At 55.7% G+C, this 20557-nt stretch carries 28 protein-coding genes; 18 read left to right on the forward strand and 10 right to left on the reverse strand.

Translation table 11 applies throughout. The features are described 5' to 3' along the window. The first annotated feature begins 22 nt into the window (after positions 1-22). From WKI84_RS08260 to coaBC, 4 genes are read left to right on the forward strand one after another with little or no spacing between them, the layout of a single operon-like run. The gene (locus WKI84_RS08260) at positions 23-970 is read left to right on the forward strand and encodes a hypothetical protein (protein WP_337863067.1); all 948 of its coding nucleotides are present in this window, start codon (positions 23-25) and stop codon (positions 968-970) included. Next, positions 967-1713 (forward strand): 4-phosphopantoate--beta-alanine ligase, encoded by a 747-nt coding sequence (locus tag WKI84_RS08265; protein ID WP_337863068.1) that lies wholly within the window; start codon positions 967-969, stop codon positions 1711-1713. The genes WKI84_RS08260 and WKI84_RS08265 overlap by 4 nt, the downstream gene beginning before the upstream one ends. Continuing rightward, positions 1710-2600 carry a 3-methyl-2-oxobutanoate hydroxymethyltransferase gene (panB, locus tag WKI84_RS08270; protein WP_337863069.1) on the forward strand — a complete coding sequence of 297 codons (891 nt, stop codon included), beginning with the start codon at positions 1710-1712 and terminating at the stop codon, positions 2598-2600. The genes WKI84_RS08265 and panB overlap by 4 nt, the downstream gene beginning before the upstream one ends. After that, entirely contained in the window at positions 2597-3880 is a 1284-nt protein-coding gene (gene coaBC, locus WKI84_RS08275) for a bifunctional phosphopantothenoylcysteine decarboxylase/phosphopantothenate--cysteine ligase CoaBC (RefSeq protein WP_337863070.1), read from the forward strand. Before panB ends, coaBC begins: the two co-directional genes overlap by 4 nt. Here the strand turns inward: coaBC and WKI84_RS08280 are convergent. The 4 genes from WKI84_RS08280 to WKI84_RS08295 all read right to left on the reverse strand — a co-directional run bounded on the left by WKI84_RS08280 (position 3877) and on the right by WKI84_RS08295 (position 6298). After that, on the reverse strand, positions 3877-4962 hold the full coding sequence (locus WKI84_RS08280) for a M24 family metallopeptidase (protein WP_337863071.1): 1086 nt from the start codon (positions 4960-4962) through the stop codon (positions 3877-3879). The genes coaBC and WKI84_RS08280 overlap by 4 nt on opposite strands. A gap of 90 nt (positions 4963-5052) precedes the next feature. Continuing rightward, on the reverse strand, positions 5053-5547 hold the full coding sequence (locus WKI84_RS08285) for a PepSY domain-containing protein (protein ID WP_337863072.1): 495 nt from the start codon (positions 5545-5547) through the stop codon (positions 5053-5055). A gap of 135 nt (positions 5548-5682) precedes the next feature. Continuing rightward, positions 5683-5820 (reverse strand): hypothetical protein, encoded by a 138-nt coding sequence (locus WKI84_RS08290; RefSeq protein WP_337863073.1) that lies wholly within the window; start codon positions 5818-5820, stop codon positions 5683-5685. 187 nt (positions 5821-6007) lie between these two features. Then, positions 6008-6298, reverse strand: a complete 291-nt coding sequence (locus WKI84_RS08295; RefSeq protein ID WP_337863074.1) for a hypothetical protein — start codon at positions 6296-6298, stop codon at positions 6008-6010. Between the two features lie 193 nt (positions 6299-6491). On the opposite strand from WKI84_RS08295, the gene WKI84_RS08300 reads away from it, so the two are divergent. From WKI84_RS08300 to erpA, 7 genes are all read left to right on the forward strand, one after another. Beyond that, on the forward strand, positions 6492-6977 hold the full coding sequence (locus WKI84_RS08300; protein ID WP_337863075.1) for a hypothetical protein: 486 nt from the start codon (positions 6492-6494) through the stop codon (positions 6975-6977). Between the two features lie 220 nt (positions 6978-7197). Beyond that, positions 7198-7401, forward strand: coding sequence for a hypothetical protein (locus WKI84_RS08305; protein ID WP_337863076.1), 204 nt, complete (start codon positions 7198-7200; stop codon positions 7399-7401). Positions 7402-7460: 59 nt separating this feature from the next. Beyond that, positions 7461-7859, forward strand: a complete 399-nt coding sequence (locus WKI84_RS08310) for a hypothetical protein (RefSeq protein ID WP_337863077.1) — start codon at positions 7461-7463, stop codon at positions 7857-7859. A 117-nt stretch (positions 7860-7976) separates the two neighbouring features. Beyond that, entirely contained in the window at positions 7977-8141 is a 165-nt protein-coding gene (locus WKI84_RS08315) for a hypothetical protein (RefSeq protein WP_337863078.1), read from the forward strand. Between the two features lie 80 nt (positions 8142-8221). After that, the gene (locus WKI84_RS08320; RefSeq protein ID WP_337863094.1) at positions 8222-9352 is read left to right on the forward strand and encodes an alanine--glyoxylate aminotransferase family protein; all 1131 of its coding nucleotides are present in this window, start codon (positions 8222-8224) and stop codon (positions 9350-9352) included. A gap of 69 nt (positions 9353-9421) precedes the next feature. Further along, positions 9422-10183: an FKBP-type peptidyl-prolyl cis-trans isomerase gene (locus WKI84_RS08325; RefSeq protein ID WP_337863079.1), complete on the forward strand. Its 762-nt coding sequence runs from the start codon at positions 9422-9424 to the stop codon at positions 10181-10183. A gap of 122 nt (positions 10184-10305) precedes the next feature. After that, positions 10306-10656 carry an iron-sulfur cluster insertion protein ErpA gene (gene erpA, locus WKI84_RS08330; RefSeq protein ID WP_337863080.1) on the forward strand — a complete coding sequence of 117 codons (351 nt, stop codon included), beginning with the start codon at positions 10306-10308 and terminating at the stop codon, positions 10654-10656. Between the two features lie 150 nt (positions 10657-10806). On the opposite strand, the gene WKI84_RS08335 is transcribed toward erpA, so the two are convergent. From WKI84_RS08335 to WKI84_RS08360, 6 genes are all read right to left on the reverse strand, one after another. Beyond that, on the reverse strand, positions 10807-11067 hold the full coding sequence (locus WKI84_RS08335; RefSeq protein WP_337863081.1) for a nuclear transport factor 2 family protein: 261 nt from the start codon (positions 11065-11067) through the stop codon (positions 10807-10809). 89 nt (positions 11068-11156) lie between these two features. Then, entirely contained in the window at positions 11157-12410 is a 1254-nt protein-coding gene (locus WKI84_RS08340; protein ID WP_337863082.1) for a Glu/Leu/Phe/Val dehydrogenase, read from the reverse strand. Between the two features lie 39 nt (positions 12411-12449). Further along, positions 12450-12809: a twin-arginine translocase TatA/TatE family subunit gene (locus WKI84_RS08345; RefSeq protein WP_337863083.1), complete on the reverse strand. Its 360-nt coding sequence runs from the start codon at positions 12807-12809 to the stop codon at positions 12450-12452. Positions 12810-12848: 39 nt separating this feature from the next. Beyond that, positions 12849-13334, reverse strand: coding sequence for a hypothetical protein (locus tag WKI84_RS08350; protein WP_337863084.1), 486 nt, complete (start codon positions 13332-13334; stop codon positions 12849-12851). Positions 13335-13380: 46 nt separating this feature from the next. Then, positions 13381-13590 (reverse strand): hypothetical protein, encoded by a 210-nt coding sequence (locus WKI84_RS08355; protein WP_337863085.1) that lies wholly within the window; start codon positions 13588-13590, stop codon positions 13381-13383. Positions 13591-13853: 263 nt separating this feature from the next. Continuing rightward, entirely contained in the window at positions 13854-14507 is a 654-nt protein-coding gene (locus tag WKI84_RS08360; protein ID WP_337863086.1) for an RNA-binding protein, read from the reverse strand. 76 nt (positions 14508-14583) lie between these two features. Between WKI84_RS08360 and WKI84_RS08365 the strand changes: the two genes are divergently transcribed. From WKI84_RS08365 to WKI84_RS08395, 7 genes are all read left to right on the forward strand, one after another. Continuing rightward, the gene (locus tag WKI84_RS08365; protein WP_337863087.1) at positions 14584-15111 is read left to right on the forward strand and encodes a hypothetical protein; all 528 of its coding nucleotides are present in this window, start codon (positions 14584-14586) and stop codon (positions 15109-15111) included. Beyond that, a complete protein-coding gene (locus WKI84_RS08370; RefSeq protein WP_337863088.1) occupies positions 15108-15512 on the forward strand; it encodes a cyclophilin-like fold protein in 405 nt (134 codons plus the stop codon). The genes WKI84_RS08365 and WKI84_RS08370 overlap by 4 nt, the downstream gene beginning before the upstream one ends. A 460-nt stretch (positions 15513-15972) precedes the next feature. Continuing rightward, a complete protein-coding gene (locus WKI84_RS08375) occupies positions 15973-16878 on the forward strand; it encodes a TFIIB-type zinc ribbon-containing protein (RefSeq protein WP_337863089.1) in 906 nt (301 codons plus the stop codon). Between the two features lie 76 nt (positions 16879-16954). After that, entirely contained in the window at positions 16955-18370 is a 1416-nt protein-coding gene (locus tag WKI84_RS08380; RefSeq protein WP_337863090.1) for a cation diffusion facilitator family transporter, read from the forward strand. A 37-nt stretch (positions 18371-18407) separates the two neighbouring features. Beyond that, positions 18408-19367 (forward strand): NAD(P)H-hydrate dehydratase, encoded by a 960-nt coding sequence (locus tag WKI84_RS08385; protein WP_337863091.1) that lies wholly within the window; start codon positions 18408-18410, stop codon positions 19365-19367. A 106-nt stretch (positions 19368-19473) separates the two neighbouring features. Continuing rightward, on the forward strand, positions 19474-19893 hold the full coding sequence (locus WKI84_RS08390; protein ID WP_337863092.1) for a methionine--tRNA ligase: 420 nt from the start codon (positions 19474-19476) through the stop codon (positions 19891-19893). 103 nt (positions 19894-19996) lie between these two features. Further along, on the forward strand, positions 19997-20557 hold a 561-nt coding region (locus WKI84_RS08395; protein WP_337863093.1), incomplete at its 3' end, for an MEDS domain-containing protein.

The following is a 20557-nucleotide window of genomic DNA, read 5'->3' on the forward strand; positions in this document are numbered from 1 at the left end:
TCTGCCACTTATAAATTGGCGTATGGCATCAGCGGTGGTTACAGCGCCGATAGCTGTAGCCAAGGCGTTCTCACCAGGTCACATAACCGGCTTTTTTGAAGTCCCGCACACAGAGATAAAGGACCCGCTCTTCAGGGGGTCGAGGGGTGCAGGGTTTTCAGTAGACGTTGGCATCGAGACTGCGGTCAGCGTCTACGATGGAGGAAGGATGGCCGGCTCCAAAGTGCTGATAAACGGCAAGGCCGCCAGGCCCAGAGAGGCCGAAGTCTCCCAGTGGGTCATAGACTATTACCTGAAAGATGCAGACAAACAGTATTTTGTCAAGGCAGAGCACGAGATAGGCATCCCGGTGGGCTTTGGTATGGGTTCAAGCGGGGCTGCTGCGCTCTCGCTCAGCTATGCGCTCAACGAGGCTCTTGGCGCAGGCAAGAGCACGACCGAGGCCGCACAGGTAGCGCACATGGCCGAGCTTGCGTGCAGGACGGGCCTTGGGACCGTGATCGCCGAGTTTGCCGGAGGGTTTGAGATGCGCAGGACGGCCGGCGCGCCCGGCGTTGGCACGGTCGACAGGATCCCGCTCGGCGATGGCGACCAGTACAAGGCAGTGATATTCTGCATGGCTCCGATATCGACCAAGTCGTTCCTCGCAGGCAGGATGGCAGAGATAAACGGCTTGGGCGGCAGGATGCTTGCCAGGCTCGCAGAATCAAGGAGCGTCGACGACTTTCTGGGCATGTCGTACCAGTTTGCAGGAACGCTCGGCCTTACGGAGGGAGTTTGCAGGGCGCCTCTGGACGCGCTGAAGCAGAGAGGGTTTGCGGCAAGCGTGGCGCTCTTTGGCCACACAGTATTCACGCTCGTCCCGGGCGGGCGCGCAGCAGAAGCTGCCGATGCCCTGAGAGAGTTTGGCGGCAGGCTCATCGTCTGCGGAATCGACGGCACAGGGGCGAGGGTAACCAGACACAGATGATCCCGGCAGACCACCCACGTGCCAAGTCTCTACACACCAGAGAAAAGCTGGTGGACGGCTTTAGGCGCAACCTAGTCGCGGCAGAAGGGCTGATAGCGCACGGCAGGGGCGAGGCTTTTGACTATTTGCTTGGCGAGCGCACCAGCGCGCAGGCAAGGGCGGCTACAAAGGCCGCAGCGGCCATGTTACTGCTTGCGAAAAGGCCGGTGCTGTCTGTGAACGGCAACGCCGCGGCCCTCGTGCCCAAAGAAATAGTCGAGCTGGCGCAGGCGACCGGTGCTAGGATAGAGGTAAACCTGTTTTACAGGACGGAGGAGCGCGAGAAAGCAATAAGGGACGAGCTTTGGAGGTATGGCGCCAAGGAGGTGCTCGGCGTGGGCGGGCGCGCTTCTGCTAGGATACCCGAGCTGTCAAGCGAGCGCAGGAGGGTCGATCCTGAAGGCATTTTTGCGGCAGACGTGGTATTTGTGCCGCTTGAAGACGGCGACAGGACGGAGGCGCTTGTACGGATGGGCAAGCGCGTGGTGACAATAGACCTCAACCCGCTGTCCAGGACTGCGGTGGCGGCACATGTGACAATAGTGGACAACCTTGTGCGCGCAATGCCCGCGCTCGTAGAGCAGGCTTGGGCGCTTGAGGGAAAGGACAGGAGGGCGCTTGAAAAGATACTTGCCGACTTTGACAACAAAAAGAACCTTGCGCAGTCGCTAAAGGCGATAAGGAGCGGGAACAAGAGGGCATGAGCCAGCCGTCATCGTCGTCATCATCGCCGGCTGCTCCAGCAGCAAAAAAGAAGGTCAGCGTGGGCGACCTTGCGGCAATGAGAAAAGATGGAGTAAAGATTGCAGTGCTCACCGCGTACGACTATTCCACCTCGCTGATATGCGACAGGGCAGGAGTCGATGTCATCCTAGTGGGCGACAGCGCGGCTATGGTGGTTCTGGGCCACCCAAGCACAGTCCCAATAGGCATGCATGAGATGGCCATGTTCTGCGGGGCCGTCTCCAGAGGGGCCAAGAGGGCCATGATAGTGGGCGACATGCCCTTTGGCTCGTACCAGCCAAGCGACGAGAAAGCAGTCGGGAGCGCGGTGCAGCTGATCAAGGCCGGCTGCGACGCAGTCAAGCTGGAAGGCGGCGCAGAGATGGCAGGCAGGGCAAAGGCCATCGTGGACGCAGGCATACCGGTCATGGGCCACATCGGGCTAAAGCCGCAGACTGCCGCCCTGTGGGAGGGCTATCGCCTGCAGGGCAAGACCGCCGGCTCGGCGGCGAGGCTGGTAAAGGACGCGCAGGCGCTTGAAAAGGCAGGTGTGTTCTCGATCGTGCTTGAAATGATCGCAAGTGAGGCGGCAGAACTCGTCACGAGCAAGGCGTCGGTGCCCACCATCGGCATAGGCTCGGGACCCGGCTGCGACGGCCAGGTGCTTGTCCTGCACGACCTGCTTGGGATATACGAGGACATCAAGCCCAAGTTCGTCAAGAGGTACGCCGAGCTTGCCAAGCCCATGCTTGACGCCATCTCGTCGTATGCGCAGGAAGTCAAGGCAGGCAGGTTCCCCCAGGAGCAGAACACGTTCCACATGGCCCCCGGCGAGGCCGAAAAAATGAGGAGGCAGGCAGGAAAATGAGTGCAGGCCACCCAGAGCAGAAACGTCATCACCATCATCATTATCATTATCATCATCACCATCCGTCCAAGGATATCACGGGCTCAAAAGGACAAGAGCTGGCAGGCAGGAAAATAGTGCTGTGCATAACAGGCAGCGTTGCCGCCTACAGGGCAATAGACCTTGCAAGGCTCCTCATGCGCCACGGCGCAGACGTGCATGCAGTCATGAGCGAGGCCACTGCTGCTACCCTCCTGCACCCCGACATGGTCAAGTGGGCGACAGGCAACGAAGTGGTCACGAAGCTCACAGGCGAGCTTGAGCACATCAGGCTTGCCGACTACGGCATGTCCGACCTCGTGGTCGTGTACCCATGCACTGCCAACACGATAGGCAAGGCGGCAAACGGGATCGACGACACGCCAGTCACGTCTGTCCTGAGCGTCGCGCTTGGGTCCAAGATACCCATCATCATAGCGCCTGCCATGCACGAGGCGATGTACGAGAACCCGTTCATACAGGATAACGTGAAAAAGCTGCAGGGCAGGGTGACTTTTGTAGGCCCCAATATGGAGGAGGGCAAGGCCAAGGCGGCCGAGCCTGAAGAGGTGCTGGACGCAGCCATCAGGCTTTTGGCAGCAAGCGGATCGCTTGCAGGAAAAAAGGTGCTCGTGACTGCTGGGAGCACGGTGGAGCACATCGACCCAATCAGAGTCATCACAAACATGAGCTCGGGCAAGATGGGTATCGCAATAGCAAACGAGGCGGCGCGCATGGGAGCAACAGTCACGCTTGTGTACGGCCACGGCACCGAGAACCCGCAAGGCAACATAGTCAGAGTGCATACGAGCCAAGAGATGCATGACGCAGTAGCAAGAGAGCTTGGCAGCAGCAACTACGATGTCGTCGTGATGGCCGCAGCCGTTGCAGACTATACGCCTACGTCCAAGTCGCCGAAAAAAATAGAGACCAGGTCGGGAGGAGTCGAGATTTCCCTCAAACCCACCACAAAAATAATAGACATGGTCAAGAAAAAGAGCAAGGGCACGTTCTTGGTCGCGTTCAAGGCAGACCACGGCGTCCCGCAATCAGAGCTTGTCGAAAAGGCATACAGGAAACTGCAAGAGTCTGGCGCCGACCTGGTGGTTGCAAACGACCTTGCAAACGTGGCTGCAGGCTCTGACGTGAACGAGGTTTTCATGATAGACAGGGACAAAAAAGTAGAGCGCGTACCGCTTGCCAGCAAGCAGGCAGTGGCGCGCAGGATAATGGAGGCAGTTGCAGACGCGCTGCGCCGCTAAAGGACCACCAGGTCTTTTGTGTACCTGTTCAGGACTTTGGGTTTGCCCTGCGGGTTGACGATGATGCTGTCCTCTATGCGCACGCCAAACCTGTTTTCAAGGTATATGCCGGGCTCGACTGTGACTGCCATGTTGGCGGCCAGAATTTCGCTGTTGCCGGGACGAAGCCATGGCGGCTCGTGCACGTCAAGCCCTATGCCGTGCCCCGTAGAGTGTATAAAGTATTTTTCATAGCCGCTTTCACTTATCACGTCCCTGCACGCCGCGTCCACCTGGCCGCATGTCGCGCCCGCCTGCGCCGCCGCAAGGCCGGCCTTTTGCGACTCTTGCACGATGCCGTACACTTTCTCCATCTCTTTTGTGGCAAAGCCGAGCGCAAATGTGCGCGTAGCGTCTGCAATGTATCCCCTGTGCCGGAGGGTGAGGTCGACCACTATCATGTCCCCCTTTTTGAATTTGCGGTCGGTCACTTCGGCATGAGGCAGGGCGCCGTTTGGCCCCCCTGCTATTATGAGCGGGTTCAAAGTAGACTTGTACGACGGCGGGTTTGCCCCCATCTTCATTGCCTCAAAGACCAGCTTGGCCTGCAGTTGGCGCTCCGAAACGCCTGCCCTGATCTCGTCTTCGCATATCTCGTACAGGCTGTCCAGTATGTGCGACGCCCTTGTAATGATCCGGATTTCCGCCTCGTCCTTTATACGGCGGGCCTGAAAGAACGGCTCGGTGTTGAGCACGACTTCGGCGCCCAGCTTGCGCACCTGCTCGACAGTGCCATAGTCGCTGCAGTCCGTGCAGGCCTTTTTGCCCTTGACCTGTGCTGCAAACGTGGAGAGGAGCTCGCTCCCGCGCTCTGTCGGTATTACCGTGCAGTTGACAGACGATTGCTCGGCCCTGGAATATTCCAGCTTGGGCGCAACCAGCTTGGTGCCTTCAGGCGTGCACACTGCTATCGCCTCGCCCCAAAAGCCCGTGAGGTAGAACACGTTTTCAGGCTCGAACGCGGCCGCCGCGTCGCAGCCGGCGGCAGATGCGTGCTTGATAAGCGCGGTGCGGCGCGCTTTCATCATAGCTGTCGTCATCATTATCATTACTGTATGTGGCAGTGATGGCGTTTCTTTATAAAATATTGCAATTATAGAAAGAAAAAAGAGGAGTCAGAAACGGCAAAGACTCTAGTGCCAGAATGGCGGCTGGGCAAACATTCCGTTGTTGCCCCAGTGCGAGTGCCTGCCGTGGCCTAACCCGCCATAACCGCCGCCCATGAACCCGCCGAGGCTCATGTCCTCTGACTTGAACAGCACCTTGCCGTCGCCTGCGTCGACTATGACCATGTTTGCAGTCTCTTTGTCAGGGTTTATCACCTTGAATGTGTAGACCAAGTAGCCCTGCACCACTCCAAGGTGTCCACCGACGACCTTGCCCCCGTCGACCTGCTTTTGCGCCGTGTCAGAGGCTTGCGAAAGCGTCACCTTCAGGTTGCTGTTGAGAAAGTCCTTCATTGTCTGGCCCGCGTTCACGGTGCCGTTTATCTTGGGCATCTGGCCCATTGCTGCCGCGTCCTGCCATGAGGAAGCGGCTATAGCAGGCGGGATGGCCAGTACCACAAGGGCGACGGTCGCTGCGAGCGCCGCAGGCAAAAGCACTTTTTTGCTGACAAGTTTTGTCATGGACAGACTAGGGGGTTTTTTATATTAACGATTGTTCACCAAAGTCACGTAACTTTGTTACCCGAGCTTGGTTCCCCGCGCCTGCAGAGAAAGAGGACAATATCCCTGCGGTCGCTGCAACTATCCCGAGCATCTCTATGTTCTATGAAACATCAACCCCGGTCCGGCCATCTTTTTGAGCGAGCTCAGTGTGATGAGCCTGCTGCCTATCACCACGCCCCCTTTTATGATGGTCTCGACCGATTTCTTTGGATTCAGCATTACAACCTGCATGCTACAAAAGTAAGTCCATGGCACCGACCGTAACCTCCCTCTCGATCACGTTGCCATTCCTGCGATGTTCCTGATGGAGTCGAGACCCCGCCAGTGCCTTGGTTCATCGTCCATGTCTGAGATTATCTCCCATACCCGGTCGGTGGGTGTAGACACCATGCGGGCGGCACTGATGGCTACCACGGGATCACCCGGTTGCTGTCGCCTGCGCCTTTGCCTTTGCCGCCACTATGCCTTTTGCCACGCCAAGACCAAATATCGCCAGCCCGACGATGACCCCGACTAGGGGGCCTGGAAAGACGATCACTGGAAAGCTGATCAGTGCGAGGAGCGTAGGTACCGCCGACGCCAAGCCGGTTGCACCCAGTAACCCTGCTATAACATAGGACCCTTCCTTCTTCCATGAAACAACAAAGGCTGCTATTGACATCACTATTGCGCTCGTGCCTAGAAGCAGCATGCCTTCTGGCGTGCCCACAACGGGTATGCCGCCTACGACGACAACAAGAGTAAAGGCGAGTGCTAGCGCGGATAGGCCAACTCCTGTTGCGAGTTTAAGGTTTACCATGTCGCATAAGGCAGTATGTATTATTTTATCCCTTGTTGACCCTTGACACGTAACTTAGTTACCCACTATTAATGTAGCTCAGCCGAATGTTCGTCATTATAATATGAACAAGTCTGGATCGTCTGCAAAAGAGATCGGAAGTTACATCGAAATCATCTTTTACAAGGCGCCGAAAAAGAACCGTGATGCAGTAGCACAGAACCTGAAGAAATTCGTTCCATGGTTCGAGAAACACGAGGCAAGAATTGAGTATTATCAATTTTCTGGCGGCGAGGCCACCATGGAGAGGATTGAATGCATCGACAAGACCTTCTCTGCCAGCGAAGATGAGGACATTTGGGCGGAGCTGCAATACTATCCAGACCGCAAGCACTGCAAAGACACGTTTGCAAAGATGATGAAGAATCAAACCACTTGGAAACGAGTTCTTGGGCCTGATCACGAAAGAGTCAAGCCTCGTTGTGGGCGGGTTCAGCCGTCTTGTGAAATAGCAGGCAGGAGCCGGAGACATTGCGTTTTCGATTTGCCAAGGCGCCATTTCGACCGCCCTAATCATCTTTCTTACTGGTCGTTCAGAAAAGTCAGGTAACTTTGTTCCCACACCCTTAATGTACAGCCGCAAAGTCATTTTAGGAGGAGCAATGATCCGGTAACGGCCATGCCACGTCCCATTAACCTGCTTAACTCAACCTCTTCCGCAACAAAGAAACCTGATTAAATTGGTCCACGAATACCGCGATAGGATATACATTCGCAAGGATATCATGCTAAAGCTGTACGAGTATGGTGAACTCAACCAGAGTAAGCTCATGAGCTACTGCGGCCTGAACAACGTCAAACACAAGGAGATAGTCGATGATCTGGTTGCAAAGGGCATGATAGTCAGGTTCGAAGAAGCGTGGGGAAACAAGACGATAATCAAATACAAGATCTCGGAGAAGGGAAGGACGATATTCAAGGAAATACTAGAGCCGTACGAATTGCTCTTTCCAAGAAGGGAGCCTGAGAAATAATGGTAGATACAGGTAACATAGTTACTGCATTTCTTATAACATACAGGGGGAAAACCTAGGTGGTGGCAGACAGCAGGCCGTCAGAGAACATCTTTAGGATAATGGACGAGATAGTCCTCCAGCTGAACAGGACCAAAAAGATGTTCGTCCTGATGATACTCTCGATAATCATAGTTGTGCCCCTGACACATATTGTCACCAACATACTGGTGGGCGACACTTTCCAAGGGGATGCGAGGGGGCCGCCGTTTGACAGGCGCGGGCCACCAGGAAACCCAATAGCATGGACCATAATAATTGGTGTCGTCGTGGCATGGATAGTCATCGGCATAAGACAATGGCTCGTACTGAACAAGTGGACCACGAAATACGAGATCTACAAGGAGCTCCAGAGGAAAATAGATGAAAAGTTGGGTGAGAGCGACAATAATAACAACAACGGCGAGAGCAATGCCTAGCCCGGTATTTCTTTTTCCACAGCCCTCACATCGTCTTTCCTATAGACTGTAGCAGTACACATTGCGGCACAAAGTAAACGTGCCGCTTTTAGTTCCCGGCCATCGTAATAAATTGCAATGGAAGTAGAACTGGAACTGTACACGACAGAGGCAGACGCAATCAAGGTCATGCAGAACGCGGTAGAGCTGGCGAAAAAAGCAAAGGAACTCGGGTTTTCCATAAAGGAACTAGAGATCGAGAACGAGGAAGCAGAAGAAGAGGAAGAGGAAGAAACTGAATAACAGCAACAGAACCAACGATTTTTCTTGTTGATTTAAATAACGGCCAGCGCGCCCTTTTTCCGATCATGGAATACCTCGTGATGCTTCCAGGTCCGACAAACGTCCCAAACAGGGTAATGAATGCAATGCTTGCTCCGGTGATAAACCACAGGAGCGACGATTTTCGCGTGCTATACAAAGAGATATTTGAAAAGACGCAGCAGGTCTTCCAGACCAAGGGCGACATCGTGCTTCTCACCACGTCGGGCACGGGCGCCGTCGAGGCTTCGGTGGTCAACCTCATCAAAAAGGGCGACAAGGCGATAATCCCGGTAAACGGCGAGTTCTCGACCCGCCTCGCAGACCTCATCGATAGCTGGGGCGGCCAGGCCATCAGGATCAAGGCGCCGTTTGGCGAGAACCCGCCGCTTGAAGAGTACGAGAAAGCGTTTGAGCAGCACAAGGACATAAAGGCGCTGTACGCTGTATACAACGAGACTTCGACAGGCACCACCATCCGCTACATGGACAAGCTGGGCCAGCTTGCGGCAAGCAAGGGCGCGTTCTTTGTAGCAGACTCGGTCTCGATACTTGGAGGCGACGAGCTGCCAGTCGACAAGTGGAACATCGACGTGTGCGTGACTGCCTCGCAGAAGGCGCTTGCGGCCCCGCCGGGCGTCTCGCCGGTGTCGGTGAGCCCCCGCGCCAAAAAGTACATGCAAGAGAACCCGCCGCCCACGAGTTACCTGAACCTGAAGCGCTACTTCAAGTACCAGGAGGAGCACTTTGAGACACCGTTTACTCCTGCCCTGCCGCTGTACTACGCGTTCAGGGAGGCACTTGACATCATACTCGAAGAAGGCATGGACGCAAGGATAAGGCGCCACAGGATATGCGCAGAGGCGTTCTACTCGGGCCTGAGCGCGATGGGCCTTACTCCGTTTGCCAAGCCGGATGCAAGGAGCAACGTCGTGATCGCAGTCAACTATCTGCCCGGCATGGACGACAAAAAGTTCAGGGGCCTGCTTGGCGAGCAGTTCAGAGTGCTCGTAGCAGGCGGCTTTGGCGACCTCAAGGGCAAGGTGTTCAGGGTCGGCTGCATGGGCGAGGTCAACAAGTACCATGTCATGCGCACCCTTGCCTCGATAGCCTCGGCCATGAACATGATAGGCGTCAAGGCAAACCCGGAGGCTACGTCTGTCGCCCTAGAAAAGCTGAAAGGGCTCAACTAGTCTCTTTCCTCTTTTCCTTCTTTCCCCTCTTTCTTTAAGATTATATAACGTAGAACAGACACGCTTTTCATGCCATTTGAAAAGGGCTCCCTCATACTGGTAGATTACACTGCTAAAGTTAAGGACACTAACGAGGTTTTCGAGACCACGCGCGAAGAAGAGGCCAAAAAGACGGATCTCTACGATCCTACCCGCAAGTACGAGCCCAAGCTCGTGTCGGTGGGCGAGGCGTGGGTTCTCAAGGGCCTCGACGAGGCGCTTGCAAAGGCAAACGTCGGCGACAAGATGGGCGTCGAGGTGACGCCGGACAAGGGCTTTGGCGAGCGCGACCCGAACAAGGTGAGGATGGTCCCGCAGAGAAAGCTGGGCGACAAGGCCGACGAGGTCAGCGTGGGCGACGTGGTAGAGATGGACGACAGGACCGGAATCGTGCGCTACATCGGCTCTGGCAGACTGCAGGTCGACTTTAACCACCGCCTTGCAGGCAAGACCCTGGTCTACGACGTGAACGTGGTGAAAAAGCTCGAAACAGACAGCGAAAAGATAACCGCTCTGATAAAGCGCAGGATACCGATAGAAGAGTCCAAGATCAAGTTCAACCTCTCAGGCTCGACGCTCGAGATGGAGCTGCCAGAGGAGACGTACCTTGCAGAGGGCCTGCAGATAATCAAGAGGGCGGTGGCAAATGACATTTTCAAGTTCGTCCCGGCAGTCAAGAACCTGAAATTCGTCGAGAGCTATGCGGCTCCGGCACCAGCAGCGGCCGAAAAGAAGGCTCCGGATGCTCCTGCGGCTGCCACCGAGGAAAAGCCGGCTGCCAAGTCTGCCTGATCTTTCCCCCTCATCTTCTTTTGTCTCGTTTTGCCAGAAAGTGATTCGATCCTTTACAACCAAAAACCGCATTGACAGGTAGGAAAAACTTATTATATTAAAAAAGCCAAGTTCCGCACAGTATGGAAAGCGTTCAGCATGCAGAGTCGATAACAATAACCCCAAAGGCTGCCGAAAAGGTTGCCGAGTTCATGAAGCAGGAAGGCAACAGCAACCTCTACCTGCGAGTATACGTCACGGGCGGCGGCTGTTCTGGTCTGTCGTACGGAATGGGCTTTGAGGAAAAGGCTGACGAGGACGACGCGGTTCTTGAGCAGAACGGAGTAAAGCTCCTTGTCGACAGCTACAGCCAGCGTTACTTGAAGGGCGCCAACATCGACTATGTCGAGAGCCTGATGGGTTCTGGCTTCAAGATCAACAACCCGAACGTGACAAAGAGCTGCTCGTGCGGCCACTCGTTCAGCACGGAATAAGAAACCCCTCTCTTTTTACTTCTTTTCAAGCATCGCCACGTACGGCCTCGGATCGAAATAAAGCTGTATAGAGGTTATTTTGCCGCCTTCCACGCGGAGCCATTCGGCCATGCGCGTGGTGCCCACGGCAGGCACGTTCGTGACAAGATCTTAGAGCAGGCAGGCATCGTTTTCGTCGGCAATCACCTTCTTTACCTCGATTCTCTCTATGAGTGGGCCAAGCCCGTTCAGGAAGGCTGCAAAATCGTCAGAGCTGTGGAACGCATGAAGCGGGCACTTGAATGCAAAATTGGTATCGTGCAACATTTCCCGCATCCTGCTAAAGTCCTTTCTCCCAAACGCCTCTGCATATGATTCGACTATTTCTCTGGCTCCTGCGATGGCGATGACATAGAGAGAAAAACGATACATTTAACAGGACAAGTTACTGCGTGGAAGAAAGCGGGTAAAGAAAAAGTGAGCAGAGGATCTTTCCCTCTGCTGTTCTTTCTTTTTGCAGGTCAGGGCCACAGGCCACGGATCTTGGTCGCTTCCACGACCCTGTTGACTGCGAGCACCATCGAGGCCTTGCGCATGTTGACGCCATAGTCCTCGTGCGTCTTGTATATGTCGAGGAAAGCCTTGGTGATGTTCTTGTCAAGCTTTTGGTTGACCTCGTCCTCGGTCCAGTATTCGCGGCGCAGGTTCTGCAGCCACTCAAAGTATGACACGGTCACGCCTCCGCCGTTTGCAAGTATGTCAGGTATCACGAGCGTCTTGTTCTTGAAGAGAACCTCGTCTGCCTCCGGAGTCGTCGGTCCGTTTGCCGCCTCAGCCACTATTTTCGCCTTGACGTTCTTGGCGTTCTTGGAGGTGATCTGGTTCTCAAGCGCGGCAGGTATCAGGATAGTGCAGTCGGTTTCTAGCAACTCTTCGTTGCTTATCGACTTGGCGCCAGCAAAGCCCACTACAGAGCCGGTCTTTTCCTTGTGCTTGCGCAGCGCAGATATCGAGATGCCGGCCTTGTTGTAGACGCCGCCCTGCGAGTCAGACGCAGCTATCACGGTTGCGCCCTGCGCCTCCACCAGCTGCGACGCAAACTGGCCGGCGTTGCCAAAGCCCTGCACCGCGACGGTGGCGTTCTTCATGTTTATCTTTAGCTTTTTGGCCGCCTCGCGCACTGTAAACGACAGCCCCCTGCCGGTCGCCTCGTTCCTGCCAAGCGAGCCCCCTATCGGCAGCGGCTTGCCCGTTATCACTTCGGGCTGGACATAGTTGCCTTTCAGCGCCGAGTAGGTGTCCATTATCCAGGCCATCTCCTTCCCGCCCGTGTAGACGTCTGGAGCCGGTATGTCGGTGTACGGCCCGATAATGTCTGCGATGCCGTATGCGTACCTTCGCGTCATCCTTTCCAGCTCGCCGTTTGACATCTCTTTTGGGTTGCAGATGATGCCGCCCTTGCCTCCCCCGTACGGTATGTCAGCTATAGCGCACTTCCAGGTCATCCACATCGAGAGCGCCTTGACCTCGTCGATGGTGACCTGCGGGTGGTAGCGTATGCCGCCCTTGTACGGCCCCCGGGCGTCGTTGTGCTGCGAGCGGAAGCCGGTAAAAACCTTGATCTCGCCCGAGTCCATCTTGACAGGGATGGAGACGGTGAGGACGCGCTTTGGGTGCGCAAGTACCTGGTGCATGCCGCTGTCAAGCTTTATCAGTTTCGCTACTTCGTCGAGCTGTTTGAGCGCCATCTCAAAGGGGTTGATTGGCTGGGCCATGGCTCCAAGCTAACAAAACAGTGTATTTAAGTGTAAAGATCAGGTCTTGATCCGCTCAAGTATGAGCGCCCGGAGCTCCTCGTCGGTCTTGCCCGCATGGTCTATGCCAAGCGACACGGCCATTGCCTCCAGTTTTTCCCGCTCGGTAGCAACAGGCCCCGTTATCCTCGGCAGCTTGCTGACCCCGGCGTCCCTGCGCGCCTGCTCGGCCGCCTCTTCCATCTCGCTGCGGATCGCCTGGCGTGCCTTCTCGTACTCGCCCATGGCCCTGCCTATAGTCCTCGTAAACTGTGGCAGGCGCTTGGTGCCAAACAGCAGGACCAAGGCAAGCAGTATGATTATGGCCCACTCTGAACCGGCGATGTTCAGGAACATGCTGCCAGCGTAAGGAACGGGCATTTGAGCGCACATGTACAAGACCGTTGCCGCAATTAAAGTTTACAGGCCACGGCGGCTACTGCTGCCGCTACTACTGGTGCCGCCATTGCGGCTACTATCCTTCTCTATCAGCCGGAACTGGCGCAGGAGGTTGAGCACCTTGCTGACGAGCACGTCATGCCGGTATTTCCCTTCGATCCGGAGCGAGAGTAGCCGGTGCCCTGACCGGTTGCTATAGACATTATCATTATTATGGTCATCATCATTATCGTCTTTATCCATCACAAAGACGAAGATGTCAGAGTTCTCCCAGTGGAGCATGGTGTAGCAGAACTTGCCTAGAAAGTCCTCGTTGCTCTTGGCCATCGCCACCCACAGCTGCATCTGGAGCAGCCCTCCCCTTGCCCGCTTCTCGTTCATCATCGGCACGCGAGGTTTCTGGTAGACGGCCACGGCTTCGCTATCTTCGACGATCGTGACGACAGAAATGTTTTTGTTGATCTCTGCGACCCGCTCGCAGAGCGCCTGGTCGTCAACGTCGTACACGCAAAAATATAGCGGCAGTTGCTATAATCTTTTGTGCACTTTTTGATCATTTCTTCCGGTCCGCATATCTAGGCGCGCTTGCAGCAGGGGCGATCCTGTTCCTGCGAAGCAGGCCGCTGATAAGTTCGACAAGCTCGTCGTGTGGATATGGCCTCGCCACCTGGACTCCAAGCAGCATGGGCGTCGCCTTGTCGCTGCCCTCGTCAGGCAGCACGATCGGAAAGATGAATGCGTCGGCGTTCTCCCAGTGGAACATGACGTACCTGAATGAGCCATAAAAGTCTCGCCGCTTACGCCAATAACTGCGACGATCGTGGTGTGCATCGCCATCTCGCCCAGCTTTTCGCTGCTCTGCATCGGCACCTTGGGCTTGAAATAGAACTCGGACAGCTCCCCGTCCTCTATTATCCCGGCGGCATGTATACCGTCATGGAGCAGCGCAATCTGCTTGCAAAGTGACCGGCCGTCCATATAGAGATAGGCTAGGGAAGGATAATTTTTAAGAGTCTCTATTCCTTTTTAGCCGGCCTTTTCCAGCCTGCTGACTGCGTCGATGAGCGCCCTGCGCCTCTTCTCCTCGGTCACCACGGCGCGTATGTCCTCTATCAGCATCCTTGCCACGTCCAGCTTTTTACGGAGGCCGGCCACGATGTTGTCATAGACTGCGAAAGGGTACACGGCTCCATAGATCTCTTCCATGGTGGCAAAAAGCGCCTCCGCGTCGCCCCCGTTTCCGGACCTCATCCGGTCGTAGACGAGGCGCTTTATCTCCCCCACAGAATCCAAAAGTCCGGTCAGGTACGACGGCCCCGACACCCCAAGCTCGTCCATCTTGGGCAGGGGCGCGCCTTCCATCACCGCCGCGAGTGTGTACGCCTCCACAAGCTCCTGTTCGGCGACGGCGATGTACTTGTACAGGTCGGTTTTGGCATAGCCCCGGAACTCCCCGAGCATGGCCCGGGCCTGCTCCATGCCAGAGCGCGCCTCTGCAAGGTTGCCGTGGTGCATCGCCACTATCGACTTGCTGCAGAGCATGACTGCGTCGCGCGTGCCCTTGATCAGCTTTTCCCGGCGCTCCTGCACGTCCTTTAACTCGCGCCCGATTGCATCAAGTGAGGACTGGATCGGTAAAGAAGGTGATGGAGGAGACGACGATGGTGATTGCGAAGTCACAAGGTTGCTTGCCCCTCTTTTAATAAAAGACTTGCGACAGCTTTATGGGCGGGTTCCTCAAACGCAAAATAGCACCTTGGGCAACATACGCAGGAGCAGGGGCTACGCTTACGAGCACGGCCTAGTCGAGAGGCTGAACAAGCACGGCTTTGTGGCCCGCCGGCTGGGCGGAAGCTCCACCGGCCTGCCCGACATTGTCGCGGTGAACAACGGCGAAGGGATCCTCCTCACTATCGAGGCCAAGTCCGGCACTAGCGACATACTCTACGTGCCGCAGGACCAGATAGAGAGGTGCCTGATGGTGCGCGAGATGTTTTCCATCTACCCGAGGCGCCACGTCGTCTTTGCGTTCAAGTTCATGAGCAAAAAGAGATTCAGGCGCATGAACAAGACGATCTACGAGCAGAGGAGGCTGGTCGAATACTACAAGGTGGCAGACTCGCTTGCAGGAACCAACCCGCTGCCTGTGGTGAAATGCACGTACGACGGCAGGACGTACGCCATGACAGGCAACGGCAAGACGATAGAGCTCAACCTGCCCGACCTGCCGATGCCTTTTGAGAACGGCAAAAGAAGGACAGAGAAAAGGGCAGAGAGCGAATGAAAGTCATCCTGGACCTGCCGGCCATCAGTGCAGGTGTAGTGATAGAGCTTGACGGCTCTTGGTCGCCGGCGACGGTCAACGCCATAGCCGCAAGCCTGCCCATCAAAATAAAGATAGAAAGGTGGGGCGACGAGTTGTATTCAGAGCCGACGCCGATCAGGATCGGCGAAGAAAACGCCGTACGTGAGGTGGAACTGTTTGATGTTGCGTACTGGCCGTCTGGAAGGGCCCTGTGCTTTTTCTACGGCCCGACACCGTTGAGCAGTGGCAAAAAGATACTGCCATACTCGCCTGTCAACCTCGTCGGCAAGATCAAGGAACCGCCCAGAGACATTGCGTCCTTCCTACAGGCAGTACAAGAGACGCACATCAAAAACAGGCTTCCTGCGGTTCTGCGCTAAAATATACTGCTTCTCTCAGGCCATCCCGCCTGGCTGCATTACAGGTTCGCGCCCACTATCGAGATGCAAGCAGGCAAGATAGCGCCAGATCCCCATAACAGCAAAATACGGCAAAAGCATAATACGCGGTAGAAAAAAGCTGCAACCCAGAAAAATGGCAGAATTTGGCTCCGGTACCAGATTTCAAAAGTATATCAAGTTGCTTATTTTCTCAAGGATTTTGTTGCAATAATTACATAACCGGCTACCAGTCCTGTGCGCTATCAGGCGCACCTCATAGAGTATTTTGCGATTCAACAATAGTGATTATGAGCATTCAGTCATCAAAACCCATAAATAATATGAAAAATATGGATTTGCACATCAAATAGTTGTAGTACAATCGCCGAAGGCAATTATTATTGGTTCCAAACTACTTATAAGTGATAAACGCGTTATTAAGGATGACTTTTCGGAAAATATGAAAGCATCATTAGTATCCCCATGCAAACACGATAGGACGGTCACAGACCCCGAGTCTGGCGAGATTATTTGCCGGAACTGTGGGCTTGTGATATCCGACAGGATACAGGAAAGCCGCCCCGAGTGGAGGGCGTTCAACTCGCAGGAGGCAGACGACAGGGCGAGGACAGGCATTCCAAGTTCACTGGCAAGGCATGACATGGGCCTGTCAACCATAATCGCAAGGACAGACAAGGACGCAAGCGGCCACCAGATAGAGGGCCTCATGAAATCGACAATGGACAGGCTGCGCGCGTGGGACTTTCGCACACAGGCGCACAGCCCTACCGACAGGAACCTCCGCCAGGCGTTCTCCGAGCTAGATCGCCTGAAGGACAAGCTGTCGCTGTCAGACGCCGTTGTGGAAAAGACTGCATACATTTACAGAAAGGCGCAAGAGCGCGGGCTGGTAAGAGGTAGGACTATCTCTGCCACTCTGGGAGCGGCGCTCTACATTGCAATCCGCGAAACAGGCATGTCAAGGACGCTCAAGGACATTGCCGAGACTTCAAACGTCAAGCGCAAGGACCTGGCCAGAATGTACAGGCTGGTCGTGATGGAGCTTGACTTGAAGATCCCCATGATAGACCCGATGAAGTGCATCGCAAGGGTGGCAAGCAAGGCTGGCCTGTCTGAAAAGACAAAGCGCCATGCGATGAACATCATGCACGAGGTCGTCAAGGACGGCCTCTCGGCCGGCAAGGATCCGATGGGGCTTGCCGCGTCGGTACTCTACATGGCATCGCTTGAGACTGGCGAGAACAGGACGCAGACAGACATTGCAGAGGCGGCAGGCGTTACAGAAGTGACCGTCAGGAACAGGTACAAGAACCTAAGGGGCCGGCTTGATACGCTGGCCAACTAGGCTCTCCTTCTTTTTTCATCCATCTTTCTCATCTGACAAAACCTAAATAGCAAATTTGCGTCTAGCTAACGAACCCGTGGCAACGGTAGCGGCCGACTATACGCTCAAGAGGAATGCGCTGCGCATCTCGCTGGTAGCCATTGCCTCTGTCTTTGTATTCGAGTTTGCAGCGGGCCTTGCTACAGGGAGCCTCGCCCTGCTGACAGACGGCACTCATGCGCTCCTTGACGCAGCGGTCACAGGCATCCTCATGATCGCAATCAGCCTTGCCGCGCGGCCCCGCGACACCGACCACACTTACGGCCATGGCAGAATAGAGACTGTCGGCGGCTTTATCGGGGGCGCGGCCCTTTTTGTCGTGGCGATCTTTTTCATCTATGAGGCAAGCGCAAGGATAGCAGCTGCAGCAGGTGGTCAGGCAACGCCCATGACGGCAGTGGTGCCGGGGGCCATAGGCTTTGCGGCTGCCATCTATACCCTAGGGGTCGATGTCGTGCGCATCGCAGTCCTTGGCAGGGCCGCCAGGGCGACCAAGGCCACCACCCTCAAGGCCGACCTTTATCACGCGCTTGCAGACTTTGCGTCTACAGGCGTTGCCCTTGCAGGCTTGTGGCTGGTCACCGTCGGCTTTGCAAACGGCGACTCCGCGGCCGCGATTATCCTTGGCGTTTTCCTGGCATACCTCAGCGGCAGGTTTGCTTACCAGAACGCAGTCGAACTGACAGACCGCATACCGCCCAGGCTAGTCATGGTGGTCAGGCGCGCCGCCACAGAGACAGATGGCGTCGTCAACTGTACAGACATCAAGATGCGCAGGGTCGGCAGAGAGATTTTCGTCGAAGTCACGATCAGCATGAAGGCAGACATCAGCTTTGAAAGGGCCCACGAGATCAGTGCGCAGGTGGAGCAAAACATCGCATCGAGCCTCCAGACAGGCAGGACCAACGTCACGGTTCACTTTGAGCCTATATACAGCCCGGACCTCCCCCTCGAATCCATAATCGAGCGCGCGGCAGCCCGCGTGGGCGGGGTAAAGGGCGTGCACAACATACTGGTGTCAAGGGTCGCCGCCACAGGCAGGCTCGAGATATCGCTGCACGTCCAGGTCAACAGGTCTGCAAGCCTGAGCGAGGCCCACGGCATCGCAAACGCCGTCGAAGACTCGATAAAGGGCCAGCTAAAGGACGCAGGCAACGTCACGGTCCACTTGGAGCCCCTGATGCCCCAGGTCGCAGGCATAGAACCGCTTGCCGACGAGCAGGTGCACGACTCGATAAGAGAGATCGTCGTTGCAAGCGACGGCATAAGCAGGGTGGGGAGGATAGCGACGTTTCGCACCGGCGACAACACGCTCAAGATAGACGTCGACTGCGTCTTTGGCAGCCAGGCCACGATTGAGCAGGTGCACGACCTTGTCACAGGCATCGAAAAAAAGATCCGCGACAAATACCCCGGCTCGATAGTGACGATACACGCCGAGCCGCCAAGCTGATAAAAACTCTATATCCAAGCCGCATCGCCCTATAGGCGTGGCCGCTACTGGCTCTACTGCTACCACCACTACTGCCACCGCCGATGCTGCGGCGGCAGCACGAGCAGCAGCAACAAGAACAAGAACAAAAATAGTGACAATCAACCTGCCGCTTGCGAAAAAGCTGACGCCGCCAAGGAAGGCGTCTTCAAAAAAGGGCGACAACGGCACGGTGCTCGTGGCAGGCGGCAGCCGCTATTACCACGGCGCGCCGGTGTTCACCAGCATGGCCGCGCTCCGCTCTGGCACAGACCTCGTCTACACGGCGGTGCCCCGCTCGATAACCACAGAAGTGCGCTCGTTCTCGCCGGCGCTCATTGTGCTCCCGCTGCCCGACGACAAGCTGACTGTGGGCGCGGCAAACAGGCTTGTAGGCATGATGCCCAAAAAACCGGACGTGGCAGCGATAGGCATGGGCATGAGCATCGCAACGTCGGAAGCAATGATCGCCCTTGTAAGCAAGCTGAAAGGGCAGGGAACGAAACTGGTGCTCGACGCCTCGGCGCTCATTCCAGAAATACTGCCAATCATAGAGGGCACTGACACGATAGTGACGCCGCACGCCGGCGAGTACAGGCGCCTCACAGGAAGCGACCCGGGCAGGGCAGACAGCACCAAAGAGCGTATCGCAAATGTGCGCACCGCGGCAAGCAGGCACGGCATCACGATACTGCTGAAAGGGCCTGTCGACGTGGTGGCAGACGGCAGCGGAAGGGCAGGCATTAACAGGACGCACAACTGCGCCATGACGGTCGGCGGGACTGGTGACGTGCTGGCAGGGGTTACGGCGGGCCTGCTGTGCAAGATCGGGTCTTTTGAAGCGGCGCTCCTTGCTGCGTATTTCAACGGGCTTGCAGGAAACCTGTCGTTCAACAGGGTCGGCCTGCACATGACTTCGACCGACCTGCTTGAAGACCTCCCGCAGGCGATGAAGAGGTTTGACTCGATAATCAAGTAGCATAGCATGCAAAAACATCGAGTCAGACCAGACTCGTTCTTTCTCCCTGAAGCAGGCAGGCACAAAGCGCATGCTTTAAAGCCCTTCCCGCTTTTCCCTGAAAATCATGAGCGAAAAAACATCTCCACAGCCGCCGTCTTTGTCATCATCATCGGCAGCAGCAACAGGCACTTCTACTACCACCACTACTACTATCACGTTTGACGAGTTTACCAAGGTGCAGCTCAGGATAGGCAAGGTTGTGAGCGCAGAGCCGATGCTGGGCATGAAAAAGGTCTTCAAAGCAGTGGTCGACGTTGGCACGGAAAAGCGCCAGGTGGCAGTAGGCGCGGCCCTCTGGATCAAGCCCGAGGAATTTGTCGGCAGGACGGTGGTGATCTGCGTGAACCTGCAGCCAAGAAAAATAGGCGACATTGTTTCAGAGGGGATGCTGCTTGCCGCAGATGGGCCAGAAGGCAGGCCGGCATTTTTGACTGTAGCCGCCGCGGACCAAGACGCAGTGCAGCCGGGCGCGCCCATACACTAACCGGTGCCGCAGGGTTTTTCTTATAGAAGCGCAGCAACCCAACGTATAATAGCGATGACGTGCGGCGTTTTAGCATGGCACAGGGATGTCGCGGCTAGAGTCGGTGCAGATTGGAAACCATGTCCTCTGCATATACGACAGCAAAGAGTCCAAGCTGTCAGAAGCTTTTGACTTTTTGAAGGCTGGCCTTGAAAACAACGAAGTGGTCATGATGGTCACAGAAGACCTGACAAAGGACGAAGTTAGAGCAAGGATGGAAAGCAGCTGGGGAATCGCCGACATCAGGGCGCTTGAGCAAAAAGGAGACGTCGTAATCAAGACAACAGAAGAGTGGTACTTTCCAGGCGGCAAGGCGCCGGACAGGCACAGGATACTGGCCCTCTGGTACGCGCTTGCCGAGCTTGCCGCAGTCAAGGGCAAGAAGGGCCTCAGAGTGGTCGGAGACGTCTCTAGCTTTTTCAGGCACGGCTACGGGCGCGACCTGCTTGCGTACGAGCAAGAGCTTGAGAAAAAGTTTGACATACCCGTCACTGCGCTGTGTGCCTACGAGGCAAGCGACGTTTACAGCATTCCAAAAGAGCATGTTGACCACCTGAAGGAGCGCCATGGCATAGTGTTCAACGGTAGTAGTGCTGCTGACGGCGGCGGCAGTGGCAGTAATAAA

Source organism: Nitrososphaera sp., assembly GCF_037447015.1.
Lineage (GTDB): Archaea > Thermoproteota > Nitrososphaeria > Nitrososphaerales > Nitrososphaeraceae > Nitrososphaera.